Source organism: Sphingomonas sp. SP2 (assembly GCF_058313385.1).
In genome coordinates this window covers 1,220,045-1,235,213 of sequence record NZ_JBZFLD010000001.1, presented here as the reverse complement: position 1 = coordinate 1,235,213, position 15,169 = coordinate 1,220,045, and the positions used below count along the sequence as shown (strand labels likewise).

General features: G+C 67.8%; 12 protein-coding genes. 3 read left to right on the top strand and 9 right to left on the bottom strand.

Features of this window, described 5'->3' with window-relative positions; all coding sequences use genetic code 11:
* Positions 1–45 precede the first annotated feature (45 nt).
* Positions 46–1,704: an amidohydrolase gene (locus tag AC4GYU_RS06315; RefSeq protein ID WP_491086043.1), complete on the top strand. Its 1,659-nt coding sequence runs from the start codon at positions 46–48 to the stop codon at positions 1,702–1,704.
* Here the strand turns inward: AC4GYU_RS06315 and AC4GYU_RS06310 are convergent.
* Genes AC4GYU_RS06310 through AC4GYU_RS06290 form a run of 5 tightly spaced genes read right to left on the bottom strand, consistent with a single transcriptional unit; the run spans position 1,701 to position 9,292 of the window.
* Entirely contained in the window at positions 1,701–3,689 is a 1,989-nt protein-coding gene (locus AC4GYU_RS06310; protein WP_491086042.1) for a protein-disulfide reductase DsbD family protein, read from the bottom strand. The two genes, AC4GYU_RS06315 and AC4GYU_RS06310, sit on opposite strands and share 4 nt — an antisense overlap.
* 56 nt (positions 3,690–3,745) lie before the next feature.
* A complete protein-coding gene (gene metH / locus AC4GYU_RS06305; protein ID WP_491086041.1) occupies positions 3,746–6,340 on the bottom strand; it encodes a methionine synthase in 2,595 nt (864 codons plus the stop codon).
* The gene (locus tag AC4GYU_RS06300) at positions 6,337–7,383 is read right to left on the bottom strand and encodes a homocysteine S-methyltransferase family protein (RefSeq protein ID WP_491086040.1); all 1,047 of its coding nucleotides are present in this window, start codon (positions 7,381–7,383) and stop codon (positions 6,337–6,339) included. The genes metH and AC4GYU_RS06300 overlap by 4 nt, the downstream gene beginning before the upstream one ends.
* On the bottom strand, positions 7,380–8,321 hold the full coding sequence (gene metF / locus AC4GYU_RS06295) for a methylenetetrahydrofolate reductase (RefSeq protein WP_491086039.1): 942 nt from the start codon (positions 8,319–8,321) through the stop codon (positions 7,380–7,382). Before metF ends, AC4GYU_RS06300 begins: the two co-directional genes overlap by 4 nt.
* Positions 8,318–9,292 (bottom strand): ArsR/SmtB family transcription factor, encoded by a 975-nt coding sequence (locus AC4GYU_RS06290; protein WP_491086038.1) that lies wholly within the window; start codon positions 9,290–9,292, stop codon positions 8,318–8,320. Before AC4GYU_RS06290 ends, metF begins: the two co-directional genes overlap by 4 nt.
* A gap of 198 nt (positions 9,293–9,490) precedes the next feature.
* Here AC4GYU_RS06290 and AC4GYU_RS06285 point away from each other — a divergent pair, with 198 nt between their 5' ends.
* Positions 9,491–9,766, top strand: a complete 276-nt coding sequence (locus AC4GYU_RS06285) for a circumsporozoite protein (RefSeq protein ID WP_491086037.1) — start codon at positions 9,491–9,493, stop codon at positions 9,764–9,766.
* Between the two features lie 59 nt (positions 9,767–9,825).
* On the opposite strand, the gene AC4GYU_RS06280 is transcribed toward AC4GYU_RS06285, so the two are convergent.
* The 3 genes from AC4GYU_RS06280 to groES all read right to left on the bottom strand — a co-directional run bounded on the left by AC4GYU_RS06280 (position 9,826) and on the right by groES (position 12,893).
* Positions 9,826–10,743 (bottom strand): PspA/IM30 family protein, encoded by a 918-nt coding sequence (locus AC4GYU_RS06280; RefSeq protein ID WP_491086036.1) that lies wholly within the window; start codon positions 10,741–10,743, stop codon positions 9,826–9,828.
* 121 nt (positions 10,744–10,864) lie between these two features.
* Entirely contained in the window at positions 10,865–12,508 is a 1,644-nt protein-coding gene (gene groL, locus AC4GYU_RS06275; protein ID WP_491086035.1) for a chaperonin GroEL, read from the bottom strand.
* 97 nt (positions 12,509–12,605) lie between these two features.
* On the bottom strand, positions 12,606–12,893 hold the full coding sequence (gene groES / locus AC4GYU_RS06270; RefSeq protein ID WP_491086034.1) for a co-chaperone GroES: 288 nt from the start codon (positions 12,891–12,893) through the stop codon (positions 12,606–12,608).
* A 140-nt stretch (positions 12,894–13,033) separates the two neighbouring features.
* On the opposite strand from groES, the gene AC4GYU_RS06265 reads away from it, so the two are divergent.
* Positions 13,034–13,585 carry a L,D-transpeptidase family protein gene (locus AC4GYU_RS06265; RefSeq protein WP_491086033.1) on the top strand — a complete coding sequence of 184 codons (552 nt, stop codon included), beginning with the start codon at positions 13,034–13,036 and terminating at the stop codon, positions 13,583–13,585.
* On the opposite strand, the gene AC4GYU_RS06260 is transcribed toward AC4GYU_RS06265, so the two are convergent.
* The gene (locus AC4GYU_RS06260; protein ID WP_491086032.1) at positions 13,540–14,964 is read right to left on the bottom strand and encodes an MATE family efflux transporter; all 1,425 of its coding nucleotides are present in this window, start codon (positions 14,962–14,964) and stop codon (positions 13,540–13,542) included. The two genes, AC4GYU_RS06265 and AC4GYU_RS06260, sit on opposite strands and share 46 nt — an antisense overlap.
* Positions 14,965–15,169: the final 205 nt, after the last annotated feature.

Here is a 15,169-nt window from a genome sequence, read left to right as displayed (position 1 = left end):
GCCGGTAGCCCTTCCTTCCGGGCTCCACAATGCTACCGTCGAGCGATGATCAAGCGTCCCTCGTTCCTCGCCGCCGCCCTTCTGCTCGGCACCGCCGCCCCGGCCTATGCCGACCTTCTCGTGACCAACGTCAAAGGTGTCCGCACCACGTCCGACCGCCAGGTCGAGCGCTTCACCGGGCTCCTCGTCGGCGACGACGGCAAGGTGAAGCGGGTGCTTCACGGCGAGCAGTTCAAGCTCCCCGCGGGCACGCGGGTGCTGAACGGCGGAGGGCGGGTCCTGATGCCGGGACTGATCGACGCCCACGGCCATGTGATGGGCTACGGCCAAGCGCTCGGCGCCCTCGACCTGACCGGCGCCGCCAGCCTCGCCGAACTGCAGCAGCGCCTGCGGACCTATGCCGCGGCCAATCCCTCTCTTCCCTGGATCGTCGGACGCGGCTGGAACCAGGAACTCTGGGCCGACAAGCGCTTCCCGACCAGCGCCGACCTCGATGCGGTGGTCTCCGACCGGCCGGTCTGGCTTGAGCGCGTCGACGGCCATGCGAGCGTCGGCAACAGCGCGGCGATCGCCGCCGCCGGAGTGACGCGCGACACGCCGGTCCCGAGCGGCGGGCGGATCGAGAATGGCCTCTTCGTCGATGCCGCGACCGCGCTGGTCGACCGGGTCGTCCCCGCCCCCACAACGGAAATGCGCCGTGCCGGCCTCCTGCGCGCACAGGAGGCGCTGCTGTCGCGGGGGCTGACCGCCGTCGCCGACATGGGGACCTCGCCCGAGGACTGGGCGGCGATGACGAGCGCCTATCGCTCGGGCGAGGCGAAGCTCCGAATCATGAGCTACGCCGCCGGCTCGAAGGCGCTGGCCACGCTTCGCCAGAGCGAGCGGCAAGGCTGGCAATATGGCGACCGCCTCGGCTTCCTCGGGGTCAAGCTCTATGCCGACGGCGCGCTCGGCTCGCGCGGTGCCTGGCTCAAGGCCCCTTATGCCGACGCCCCGACCACGCGCGGGCTGCCCCTGCTGACCCCGGCCGAGCTCCGCACCGCGATCCGCGATGCGCAGGGCTTCCAGGTTGCGGTCCATGCGATCGGGGATGCCGCCAATGCGATGGTGCTCGGTGCCTATCAGGACGCAGGAAGCGCGACCGGCGACAAAAGGTGGCGGGTCGAACATGCGCAGATCCTCGACGTCGCCGACCTCGATCTCTTCGCCCGCGCCAAGGCGATCGCGTCGATGCAGCCGGTCCACCAGACCAGCGACCGGCTGATGGCCGAAGCCCGGCTCGGTCCGCAGCGGCTTGGCGGCGCTTATTCCTGGCAGACGCTTGCGAAGCGGCGCGTTCCCCTCGCGCTTGGTTCCGATTTCCCGGTCGAGGATCCCAATCCCTTCCCAGGCCTCGCCGCTGCTGTCAGCCGGCAGGGCATGGACGACCAGCCGCCGGGTGGCTGGCGCCCGTGGGAGAAACTCACCATCGGGCAGGCGCTGGCGGGCTTCACCCGCGACGCCGCTTATGCGGGCTTTGCCGAGGGCAAGTTCGGGGCGCTCGACGTCGGCCAGTGGGCAGATTTCATCCTGGTCGACCGCGATCCCGTCGCCTCCACCCCGCACGACCTTGCCCGCACCCAAGTCCTCCAGACGTGGATTGCGGGGCAGCGCGTCTGGGCCCGTCCGGCCGAGCAGGCCCGGACGGCGGGGGAGCGCGGCTAGGGCTTCGGCCTGCTCGCGCGGCTGATCAGCGTTGCGGGGGTTAGCACCTGCGGCAGTTCCTCGGGCTCGGCGGCGCCGGGCGCGTACCAGAGGTAGAGCGGGATTGCCGCCCGGCCGCGGCTGTCGAGGAAGCGCGTGATGGCCGGGTCGGCATCGGTCCAGTCGGCGCGCAGCACCTCGACTCCGCCCGCCTTGAGCGCGTCGCGGACGCTGTCGCGGTCAATCGTGCTCGCTTCGTTGACCTTGCAGCTAAGGCACCAGTCGGCGGTGAAATAGACGAATACCGGCCGCCCTTCGGCGCGCGCGGCGGCGACCTTGGCCTCGCTCCAGCGGTCGTGGCCGCCAACGCTGCCGCCACCCGCCGCGACGGTCGGAACGAACAGCATCGCGGCAGCGGCAATGCCCAGCGTCGCAACGCCAAGCGGCCAGGCAAGAAGCCCGCGGTCCTGGCGGCGGCCGAGCACGACCAGCAGCAGGATCACGACGGCCGCGGCGGCGAGGCCGGCAAGCAGCGCCGGCTGGCCCCCCATTCGCCACAGCAGCCAGAAAGCGGCGAGGGCCGACAATGCCATCGGGACCGCAAGGATCCGCTGGAGGCGCAGCATCCACGGGCCGGGCTTGGGCAGATGCCGCCGAAGCCATGGCCAGTAAGCGAGCAGCAGGAAGGGCAGCGCCAGCCCGAAACCGAGCCCGGCGAACACCAGCAAGGCGCCGGCCGGCGGGAGCAGCAAGGCGGTCCCGAGCGCCGCGCCCATGAAGGGCCCTGCGCAGGGCGTGGCAACGAAAGCGGCCAGCGCGCCAGTCGCAAAGCCTCCGCGCGGATTGCTGTCCCCGCCAAGGACCGGAAGCTTGAACAGGCCAAGGAGGTTGAGCGTGATCGCCGTCGCCAGCAGCGCGAGGAGGAGCACCGTTCGCGGATCCTGCAGCTGGAAGGCCCAACCGGCCGCGCTGCCCCCGGCCCGAAGCGCGAGCAGGATCGCGCCGAGCGCGCCGGTCCCGACGACGGCGCCTGCGGTATAGCCGAGCGCGTCGCGGCGGGCGTGGCGCTCCTCGCCGCCGGCGCGTGCGAGCGCCAGCGCCTTCAGGGCGAGGATCGGGAAGACGCACGGCATGAGGTTGAGGATCAATCCCCCGGCGATCGCCCCGAGGAGTGCAAAGAGCAGAAGCGAGGCCTGGCTTCCCTCGCCGATCCACTCGCCACCCGCCGGCACCTGGCCAGGCGCCGCATCGACCCGCAATGCCCGGCGATCGCCGAGCGCGACCACGCCACTGACCGGTCCCGTGGGCGCCTGATCGAGCGCGAGGTCGGCAACCAGCATCGAGCCGGCGCGGCGGAAACGCTGGGCCTCGGCATAGCGAACGGCGCCGTCGCTCAGCGGATAGAAATAGGGTCGGTCGACCGCAACGCTCTCGGGCAGCGGAATGGCGATCTGCAGGCGCTCCCCGCTCGTCGCATATCGCGCCGCCGAACCCAGCGGCTGCGGCACGCGGGCACGCCACTCGTCGAAGCGCGGATCACGATCCCCCGTGCCGACCGGCAGATTGAGCGCGACCGACCCGCGCTCGGGCACGCAGACTTCGTCGGTGCAGACCAGATAATCGAGGCTCGCCCGGACCGGCAGCGTGCCGCTTGCCGTGGCCGGAACCTTCAGCCGCACCAGCACCGCATAGGGGCCCTTGAACACATAGTTCATCAGTCCCGCGATCGTCAGGCGGGTCGGAACCGGATAGCGCAGCGGCCCGGCCGTGGCGCCCTCGGGAAGCTCCCAGGCGACCGTCATCGGCTTGCCGGCATCGCCGGGATTTTCCCAATAACCGTGCCACCCCTCCTCGGGGGTGATGAGGATGGCGAGCTCGACCTCCTTGCCCGGCACCACTGGTCCTTCGGCGACCAGCATCGGGCGCATGTGCGCGCTGCCGCCGCCAAGCTGCGCGGCAGCCGGGGCGGCAAGAAACAGGAGGAACAGGGCCAGAAGGCGAAGCATGGACGCTGCTCTAGGCGATGTCGGCGGGCACGCGAAGGGACCCCTGAGGCCGTAGCTCAGTCGAGGTTGGGCCGGAGCCAGCGCGCCACCGTCTCGACATCGACCCCGCGACGCTCCGCATAATCCTCGAGCTGATCCTGTCCGATCCGGGCAACGCCGAAATAGGCGCTGTCGGGGTGGGCGAAATAGAAGCCCGACACCGCCGAAGCCGGCAGCATCGCGAAGCTTTCCGTCAGCCGCACGCCCGCGGGTTCGCCCTCGCCGAGCAGCTCGAGGAGGATCGGCTTGAGGCTATGGTCGGGGCAGGCCGGATAGCCGGGCGCCGGCCGGATTCCGCGATAAGCCTCGCGGATCAGCTCCTCGTTGCTGAGATTCTCGTCCGGCGCATAGCCCCAGAGCTCGGTCCGGACATGCTGGTGAAGGCGCTCGGCGAAGGCCTCGGCGAGGCGATCGGCAAGGGCCTTCAACAGGATATCGCTGTAATCGTCCTTGTCGGCCTGGAAGCGTTCGAGGTGCGGCTCGATGCCGTGGATCGCCACTGCAAAGCCGCCCAGCCAGTCGTCCGCCTCGGCGACGAAGTCGGCAAGGCACATGTTGGCGCGGCCCTCGCGCTTGCGGACCTGCTGGCGCAGGAAGGGAAGCCGCTTGCCGCCGGCAAGGACGTCATCGCCCTCGCGCTTCGCCGGCCACAGGCCGACCGCGCCCTTGGCCGTCAGCCACTGCCCCTCGATGATCTGGTCGAGCATCGCCTCGGCATCGTGGAACAGCGACCGCGCTTCCTTGCCGACGATCGGATCGTCGAGGATCGACGGATAGGTGCCGTGCAATTCCCAGGCTCGGAAGAACGGCGTCCAATCGATGACCCGGCGGAGATCGGCGAGATCCCAATTGTCGAAGCGATGCAGGCCCGGCCGGAGCGGCGCCGCGGACGGACCGGCCATGTCGCCGTCGAAGCGGTTGGCACGCGCTTCGCCAATCGACGCCAGGTCACTCTGTCCCCGCCCCTCGCGCTGCTCGCGAAGCTGCTGATAATCGCTCGCCGTGCGGCCGATCAGGTCCTGGCGCTGCGGTCCGTCGCTGACCAAAGCACCGGCGACGCCGACTGCACGGCTGGCGTCGAGGACATGGATCACCGGGCCCGAATAGCGCGGCGCGATCCGCAGCGCGGTATGCGCCCGGCTAGTGGTCGCCCCGCCGATCAGCAGCGGCCGGGTCATGCCGGCGCGCTCCATCTCCTCGGCAACGGTTACCATCTCGTCGAGCGACGGGGTGATGAGACCTGAAAGGCCGATGATGTCGGCATCATTCTCGTTCGCCGCCTCGAGGATCTTGGGCCAGGGCGTCATCACGCCGAGATCGATGACCTCGAAGCCGTTGCAGGCGAGGACCACCCCGACGATGTTCTTGCCGATATCGTGAACGTCGCCCTTCACGGTCGCCATCACGACCTTGCCCTTGCCAGCGGTCTCGCCAGCGACCTTCTCGGCCTCGATAAAGGGGAGGAGGTGGGCGACCGCCTTCTTCATGACGCGCGCGGACTTCACCACCTGCGGGAGGAACATCTTGCCCGACCCGAACAGGTCGCCGACGATGTTCATGCCGTCCATCAGCGGCCCCTCGATCACTTCGATGGGGCGTTTGACGGTGTGCCGGGCTTCCTCGGTGTCGTCGACGACATGCGCGTCGATGCCCTTGACCAGCGCATGGGCCAGGCGCTCGCGGACGGGCCAGCTGCGCCAGGCGGCTTCGCGCACCTCGACCGCCGAGTCGGTCCCGCGGAAGCGCTCCGCGAGCGTGATCAGCCGCTCAGTCGCGTCCGGGCGACGATCGAAGATGACATCCTCGCAGGCGTCGCGAAGCTCGGGATCGATCGCGTCATAGACGTCGAGCTGGCCGGCGTTGACGATCGCCATGTCGAGCCCGGCGGGGATCGCGTGATAGAGGAACACCGAGTGCATCGCCCGGCGCACCGGCTCGTTGCCGCGGAAGCTGAACGACAGGTTCGACAGGCCGCCCGAGAAATGGACGTGCGGACAGCGGCGCTTGATCTCGCGGAGCGCCTCGATGAAGTCGATGGCGTAGCGGTTATGCTCCTCGATCCCGGTCGCGACCGCGAAGACGTTGGGATCGAAGATGATGTCTTCGGGCGGAAAGCCGATGCCGGTGAGCAGCTTATAGCCCCGCTCGCATATCTCGATCTTGCGCTGCGCGGTATCGGCCTGCCCGACCTCGTCGAAGGCCATGACCACGACCGCGGCGCCATAGGCCATGCAGGCACGGGCCTGGGCGAGGAACGGCTCCTCCCCTTCTTTCATGCTGATCGAATTGACGATCGGCTTGCCCGACACGCACTTCAAGCCGGCCTCGATCACGCTCCATTTGGAGCTGTCGATCATCACCGGCACGCGGGCGATGTCGGGCTCGGCGGCGATGCGCTTCAGGAACGTCGTCATGGCCAGTTCGCCGTCGAGCAGCGCCTCGTCCATGTTGACGTCGATCACCTGCGCGCCATTCTCGACTTGGTCGCGCGCGACCTCGACCGCGGCGTCATAATCGCCCGCGAGGATCAGTTTCTTGAACTTGGCCGAGCCGGTGACATTCGTCCGCTCGCCGATGTTGACGAAGGACGAACCGGAAGAAACGGAATTCACGCGGCGATCACCATGGGTTCGAGGCCCGCGAGGCGGGTCTTTACGGGCACTTGCGGGAGCGCGCGCGGCGGAAGGTCGCGCACGAAGTCGGCGATGGCGCGGATATGCTCGGGGGTCGAACCGCAACACCCGCCAAGGATGTTGACCTGGCCGCTCTTCGCCCACTCTCCGACGAGACTCGCGGTGGTCTCCGGCTTTTCGTCATAGGCGCCGAGATCGTTGGGCAGCCCGGCATTGGGATAGACCATCACCAGTGCGTCGCAGCTGTCGGCGAGCGTCCGGACGTGCGGACGAAGCTGCTCGGCACCGAAGGAGCAGTTGAGCCCGATGGTCACCGGCCGCGCGTGGCGGACAGCATGCCAGAAGGCCTCGACCGTGTGACCGGAGAGGTTGCGGCCGGACAAATCGGTGATCGTCATCGACAGCATGATCGGCAGGTCGCGGCCGAGTGCTTCCTCCGCCTCGAGCGCGGCCTTGATCCCGGCCTTGGCGTTCAGCGTATCGAAGATGGTCTCGATCAGGATGAAGTCGACCCCGCCCTCGACCAGCGCGTCGATCTGTTCGCGATACACGTCCTTCAGATAGTCGAAGTCGATCTCGCGGAAGCCGGGATCGTTGACGTCGGGCGACAGCGAGAGCGTCTTGTTCGTCGGCCCGAGCGCCCCGGCGACGAAGCGGCGACGGCCGTCGCGCGCGCTATATTCGTCGGCGACGCGGCGGGCGATCCGGGCGCTCTCGCGATTGATGTCGCGAACCAGATGCTCGGCGCCATAATCGGCCTGGCTGATCCGGTTGGCCGAGAAGGTGTTGGTCTCGGCGATGTCGGCGCCGGCCTCGAAATAGGCGCGGTGAATGGCTTCCGGGACGTCGGGCCGGGTCAGCGCAAGGATGTCGTTATTGCCCTTCTGGTCGTGGCCGAGGCCGAGCGCGCCGGCATAATCCTCTTCCGCGAGCCCGCGGTTCTGGATCTCGGTCCCGAAGGCGCCGTCGATCACCAGGATCCGCTCGGCAGCAGCGGCGCGGAGGGCTTCACGCGCGCTCACTTCAGCGCCTCCGCAGCTTCGCACGGCGCGCGAACGCCGAGCAGGTGACAGATGGCATAAGCAAGTTCGGCCCGGTTGAGCGTGTAGAAATGGAAGTGGCGGATGCCGCCGGCATAGAGCTGGCCGCACAGTTCGGCGGCAATGGTGGCGGCGATCAGCTGGCGGGCGGCGGGGAGCGCGTCGAGACCTTCGAACATCCGGTCCATCCACGGCGGAATGGCGGCGCCGCAGAGTCCGGCGAACTTGCGGGTCTGGGCGACATTGCTGACCGGCAGGATGCCCGGCACGATCTCGGCGTCGACTCCGGCCGCCGCTGCGCGGTCGCGGAAGCGGAAGAAATTGTCGGCGGAGAAGAAGAACTGGCTGATCGCGCGGTCGGCGCCGGCGTCGACCTTGCGCTTCAGATTGTCGAGATCGCTCTCGGGACAATCCGCCTGCGGATGAACCTCCGGATAGCAGGCCACCGAAATCTCGAACGGTGCGACCTTCTTGAGTCCGGCGACGAGGTCGGCCGCGCTCGCATAGCCGTCGGGATGGGGCGCATAGTCGCGGCCCTCCTCGGGCGGATCGCCGCGCAGCGCGACGATGTGCCGCACCCCGGCATCCCAGTAACATCGCGCGATATCGTCGATCTCGGCCTTGCTCGCGTCGACGCAGGTGAGGTGCGCGGCGGCGGCGAGGCCGGTCTCGGCGACGATCCGGGCGACCGTCTGGTGGGTCCGCTCGCGGGTCGACCCGCCCGCGCCATAGGTCACCGAGACGAACCTCGGATGCAGCGGCTCGAGCATCTGGATCGAGCGCCACAGGGTCTCGTTCATCGAGTCCGTCTTGGGCGGAAAGAATTCGAAGCTGACGTCGATGTCGCCCCGGGCATGAGCGAACAGGGGCGGCGGCTCGGACACCGGCAGCGGCACCACGTTGGCGGTCGCACGGCTCATGCCGCTTTCCTCTCTCGTTCGGGACGGGCCCGGCGCACGCCGGCCCACAAGGTTACCGTCAATTCCCCACCTTCCAGATGACGCACGACCCGCGCGTCGAGACCCGCGTCGCCTAGCCAGCCAAGGACCGCCTCGTCGGCGAAGCCCAGCCGGGCATGCTGCGCGCTGTCGCGAAGCTCCTCGCGCTCGTGCGGCGCAAAATCGATGATCAGCAGCCGCCCGCCCGGCCGAAGCAGGCGCGCCCCTTCCGCAATCGCCGCCGCGGGCGACTGCGCATAATGCAGCACCTGATGGAGGAGGACGACGTCGGCATCCTCGTCAGGCAGGGGAAGCGCATACATGTCGCCTTGGCGAAGCGAGACGGCAGCAACGCCAGCCGCCTCGAGCTTCACCCGTGCAAGCCGCAGCATTTCGGTCGACCGATCGATGCCGATGCTGCGTTCGGCATGCGAGCCGAACAGTTCGATCATCCGCCCCGTACCGGTGCCGATGTCGACCAGGCTGCCGATATTGCCTTCCCCAAGCGCCTCGCGGATCGCGGCTTCGACCTCGCTCTCGGCAACATGGAGCGAGCGGATCTGGTCCCACTCTGCGGCATGGGCGGCGAAATAGCGCGCGGCCGCTTGCGCCCGGTCCGCCCGCACTGCCGCGAGGCGGGCACGATCGCTTTCAAACTGGCGCTCGGCAGATTGGTCCCCCGAAGCCTCGATCAGCGCGAAGAGCGGATCGACCAGCGACTGGCGGCCGAGCTGAAGATAGACCCAGCTGCCTTCCTTGCGCCGCTCGATCAGACCAGCATCGGCAAGAATCTTGAGATGGCGGCTGACCCGCGGCTGGCTTTGGCCAAGCACCTGCGCAAGCTCGCCCACGGTGAGCTCCATCTCGCGCAGCAAGGCGACCAGGCGTAGCCGCGACGAATCGGCGACAGCCTGGAACAGATCAGCAAGAGGCAGGGGCACGCTCACGGACATAACGATATAAAGATATCTTTATATCTACAAGCGTGGACGTCACCGAAAACGGCTCGTCGCAAAAGAGAATTGCACCGTCCCTTATCGTCACCTACATCCGCGCGCTGGCTTGACCCAAATATGGGCAGGTCGCTTGGGAACCACCGCCTCTACTCAAGGGGAGGCGGGATTTCTGAAAATAAAGGGATGGAAACCATTATGAAGAAGATCGCTCTCGTCGCCGTCGCGACCCTCGGCCTCGGCCTCGCCGCTTGCCAGGACAATGCTCCGGACAACGCCGTCTCGACCGAGAACACTATCGAGACCGAAGCTGCTGCCGACACCAACTCGGCCCTGAACGCGACCGACAACCTCGGTGCGGCTGCCGACAACGCGCTCGACGCGGCCGGCAATTCGCTCTCGAACGGCGCCAATGCCGTTTCGGACGCGGCCAACGACGTCGCCAACGGCCAGGACAACGTCGCCGGTCAGTAAGCCGCGACGTTCCTGACGGAACACGGGAAGGGCCGTCCGGGTAACCGGGCGGCCCTTTTCTATGCGGCCGGCCGCTCCCGCGCCGCCTTTAGGGCGGCTAGCTCCCGGTCGATCGCAGCCTCCTTCTCGAGCGCAGCGAATTCGTTGGTGAGCTGCGGATCGGCCCCAAGGGTCAGCGCCTCGGCCTGTCCCTCGGCAAGGTCGGCCGCCCGATCCAGCTCTTCGAGCGACGACAGGGCCGCGGCGGTCCGCTGGCCGTAGATGAGCTCGCGGGCGCGAACGCTGTCTTCCGCGCATTCGAGGCGAGACTGGGTCACCACATGGCGGCGCGTGCTCTCGCTGAGCTTGGCTTCGAGTGCGGTGATGTCGCGGATGTAGCCGATCGCAAGCTCCTCCATCCGCCCGATATCGGCGGCGAGCCCCGCGGCGCGCGGCGCCAGCTTGGCTTTCTGCTCGAGCGCGGCGCGGGCAAGCGGGTCGCGACCTTTCTGCACCGCGAGCTCGGCCCGCCCCTGCCAATCCTTCTGCGCCGCCTCGATCCGCCCGAGATCGCCGCGCCACTTCTGGAGGTTCTTCTCGACGTCGGCGGCATTGCGGACGAGCGTGTCGAGCTCGCGCTGCATCTCCGAAAGCACGGCGTCGGGGCTGACCGGCGCCGCCTGGTCGAGCTTGCGTCCGAAGGAGCGTCGTTCCTCGGGGCTCCAGATATCCGACGGCGCGTGGACGAGTTCACCCCCGCGAATCGGCTGATTGCTGACCGCGCCGTAGCTGCGGCCGAGGAGCGGCTGGTTGCTCGACGCGCGGATGCGCGGCGCATTGTCGCCGGTCAGCAGCTGGCTGCCCGAATTGGACCAGATGATCCCCTGCCTCGCTCCGCCCGGGCGGTCGAGCCGAAGCACGCCCGAAATGCGGCGGCCGACCGACTTGAAGCCGGCGATGATGACCCACAGCCAGAAGATGCCGAACAACAGACCCATATCACCCCCGACGTTCGGCAAATGATATTAGGCGCTTGGGGCTAAGGAAAGGTGAGCGCAGCAAAAAGGGGCCGGGCTTTCGCCCGACCCCTCTTCGTTGGTCTGCAGGTGTGGCGCGGACTTAGAAGTCCATGCCGCCCATGCCGCCCATGCCGCCCGGCATGCCGCCGGCCGCAGGCTTGTCTTCCGGCACTTCGCTGACCGCCGCTTCGGTGGTGATCAGCAGACCGGCGACCGAAGCCGCGTCCTGAAGCGCGGTACGGACGACCTTGGTCGGGTCGATCACGCCGGCCTGGACCAGGTTTTCATAGGTGTCGGTCTGGGCGTTGAAGCCGAGGCTCGAATCGCCGCCGTCGAGCAGCTTGCCCGAGATCACCGCACCGTCATGACCGGCATTCTGCGCGATCTGGCGGACCGGCGCGTAGAGCGCCTTGCGGATGATATCGATGCCGCGGGTCTGGTCGTCGTTCTGGCCCTTGAGGCCTTCGATCGCCTTGGTCGCGTAGAGGAGCGCGGTACCGCCACCGGGGACGATGCCTTCCTCGACAGCAGCGCGGGTCGCGTGCAGCGCGTCGTCGACGCGATCCTTGCGCTCCTTCACCTCGACTTCGGTCGAACCGCCGACCTTGATCACGGCGACACCGCCGGCGAGCTTGGCGAGACGCTCCTGGAGCTTCTCGCGGTCATAGTCGCTGGTGGTGATCTCGATCTGCTGGCGGATCGCGGCGACACGGCCCTCGATGCCGTCCTTGGCACCGGCGCCATCGACGATGGTGGTGTTGTCCTTGTCGATGGTGACGCGCTTGGCGGTGCCGAGCATGCCGACGGTCACGTTCTCGAGCTTGATGCCGAGGTCTTCCGAGATCATCTCGCCACCGGTCAGGATGGCAATGTCCTCGAGCATCGCCTTGCGGCGATCACCGAAGCCCGGCGCCTTGACGGCCGCGACCTTGAGGCCGCCGCGCAGCTTGTTGACGACGAGGGTCGCCAGCGCTTCGCCTTCGATGTCCTCGGCGATGATCAGCAGCGGACGACCCGACTGCACGACCGCCTCGAGGATCGGAAGCATCGCCTGCAGGTTCGAAAGCTTCTTCTCGTGGATCAGGATGTACGGATCGGCGAGCTCGACCTGCATCTTCTCCGGGTTGGTGATGAAGTAGGGCGACAGGTAGCCGCGGTCGAACTGCATGCCTTCGACGACGTCGAGTTCGAACTCGAGGCCCTTGGCCTCCTCGACGGTGATGACGCCTTCCTTGCCGACCTTGTCCATGGCCTCGGCGATCTTCTCGCCGACTTCACGGTCGCCGTTGGCCGAGATGATGCCGACCTGGGCAACTTCCTGGCTGTTGGCGACGGGCTTCGAACGGCTCTTGAGGTCCTCGACGACCTTGCCGACCGCGAGATCGATGCCGCGCTTCAGGTCCATCGGGTTCATGCCGGCCGCGACCGACTTCATGCCCTCGCGGACGATCGCCTGGGCGAGAACGGTCGCGGTGGTGGTGCCGTCGCCGGCGAGGTCGTTGGTCTTCGAGGCCACTTCGCGCAGCATCTGCGCGCCCATGTTCTCGAACTTGTCCTTGAGCTCGATCTCCTTGGCGACGGTGACGCCGTCCTTGGTGATGCGCGGCGCGCCGAAGCTCTTGTCGATGACGACGTTGCGGCCCTTGGGCCCGAGGGTCACCTTCACCGCGTCGGCGAGGATGTCGACGCCGCGAAGGATGCGCTCACGCGCGTCGCGGCTGAATTTCACGTCCTTGGCTGCCATTTGGCTAACTCCAGTTCGTCATCCCGGCGACGGCCGGGATCCTAGTTGATAAAGAGAAAAGGTCGTCCGCTGCCCCGGCGCGTGCCGGGACGACGGCTCAGCCGACGATCCCGAGGATGTCGCTTTCCTTCATGATGATCAGGTCTTCACCATCGACCTTGACCTCGGTGCCCGACCACTTGCCGAACAGGATGCGGTCGCCGGCCTTGACCTCGAGCGGGGTGACGGTGCCCTGGTCGTTGCGGGCGCCGGTGCCGACGGCGACGACTTCGCCTTCCTGCGGCTTTTCCTTCGCCGTGTCGGGGATGATGATCCCGCCGGCGGTCTTTTCTTCGGCCTCGACACGGCGGACGAGGACTCGGTCATGAAGCGGCCTGAAAGCCATAGGTAAGCCCCTCAAAGTTGCTCTGTTGAATGCTTCCGCTGGCACTCTCATGATGGGAGTGCCAGCGATGGCGGCCATATGGTTGGGGGCCTTTCAAACGTCAATGGCGGGTTCATTCATGCAAGGGCAAGGCGCTGGAGATGTTCAGGAAACTCACGCTCGTGGCGGTTTGCGCAGGGCTTGTCGCTGGCTGCGCGTCGACCGTCGGCACGCCGCCGGCACCGTCGGCGCCGGTCAAATATGGCTGGGGCCATAGCGACCGCGCCGCGTTGGCCGAGGCCCGCGTGTTCGGCGGCACCCTCCCGCTGAAGGCTGGCGAATGGAAATGGAATGCCGCGGCCCCCAGGGCGGGCGCTTCCGAACTGGTGGTGAACCTCGGCCGGCAGCGGGCCTGGCTCTATCGCGGCGGGGAACTGGCGGCGGTGACGACCATCTCGAGCGGCAGCATCGGACATGAGAGCCCGGTCGGCCGCTTTCCGATCCTCGAGAAGAAGCGCTTCCACCGGTCAAATCGCTATTCGAGCGCACCCATGCCCTTCATGCAGCGGCTGAACCGCTGGGGCGTGGCGCTTCACGGCGGGGCGATCCCGCCCTACCCTGCAAGCCATGGCTGCATCCGCCTGCCGATGGGCTTTGCCGAACGGCTCTATGCCGCGACGGCGGTCGGTACCCCGGTCTGGATCGAGGACTGAGCTGGAACGAGGCCGAGCTGTTCGCGACGTGACCATCGCCAGAGCATGAGCATCGCGACGACCGCCAGCCCGAGCGCGAGGCCGATCCAGATCCCGCGCCCGGCAAGCGGCGTCCAGAAGGCGAGATAGGCGCCCGCGCCGATCCCGATCACCCAGTAGCCGAAGGCGGCGAACAGCATCGGCACCCGCGTATCGTGAATCCCGCGCAGGATCGCCGCACCGATCACCTGGGTGCCATCGGCCAGCTGGAAGACCGCGGCGATCAGGAGGAACTGCACCGCAAGCGCCAGCACCTTGCCGCTGTCGGGTTCGGCGGGGTCGAGGAACTGCGCCGCAAGCTCGCGCGGGAACAGCCACATGATGAGCGCGGAGGCCGCCGCGAAGGCAAGCGCAAGACCGATGGCCACCCGTCCGGCCCGACCCACCCACTGGGGATCGCGCGCGCCATAGCCATAGCCTACCCGGACGGTGGCGGCCTGACTGAGCCCGAGCGGGACCATGAACATCAGAGCGGCGAGCTGGAGCGCGATGACGTGCGCGGCGACGCTGGTCGTGTCGATCAGGCCCATCAGATAGACCGCGGCCGAGAAGACCCCGACCTCGAAGGACCAGGTCAGCCCGATCGGGATCCCAAGCCTGGCCAGTTCGCGGAAACGAACCCAGTCGAACCGCCAGAAATGGCCGAACAGGTGCATCAGCCGAAGCCGGGGCAGCCGCACGACCGCGAACATCTGCGCCGCGAGCATCGCGACATTGGTGAGAAGGGTGGCGAGCGCCGAGCCTTCCATGCCGTAGGCGGGAAAGCCGAAGCGACCGAAGATGAGGGCGACGTTGAGGAAGACATTGAGCGCTACCCCGCCGAGCGCCACCACCAGCGGCACCCACGCCCGGTCGAAGGCGGTGAGGAGATTGCGCATCAGGAACCCGAGCAGGGTCGGCCACAAGGCCCAGCGCAGGACGTCCATGAACCCGCCTGCCAGCCGGCTCAGCGCCGCGTCCTGCCCGAGCAGCAGGAACAGCGGCTCGGCGAAGGACAGGAGGAGGGTCCCTGCGGCGGCATAGATGCTGACCAGCCACAGCCCCATGCGGAAGGTCCGCCGGCTGTCGCGCGCCGCCCCGCGGCGGCGGCCCAGCGCCGAGGCGATCATCGGCGAAATGGCGACCGAGAAACCGACCCCCGTGAAGAGCAGGAGATTGTAGAGATTGACCGCTAGGGCGGCCGCCGCGAGCGGCTCCGGACCCAACCGTCCGAGCATCAGCACGTCGGTCGTGGTGATCGCATTGGCCGCGACGTTGGACAGGATCAGCGGCCAGGCGAGGCGCAGCGTCGCCGCCAGTTCTTCACCGATGGTTCGGGGCGCGGCGGGGAGGACGGGCATCGGCTGCCCTTAGCGGCGCGACCGCCCCTTCGTCACCTGCCGCGATCCCGCAAAGCCGCAAGGCCGCAAGGCCGCAAGGCCGCAAAGCTGCAAAGCTGCAGAGCCGCGATGCCGCAAAGCCGCAAAGCCGCAAGGCCGCGTTGCTCAACAAGCTCGCTTCGCTTCGCGCGGCAAAGCCCACCAAATCCCCCCAATCCCAACTCGC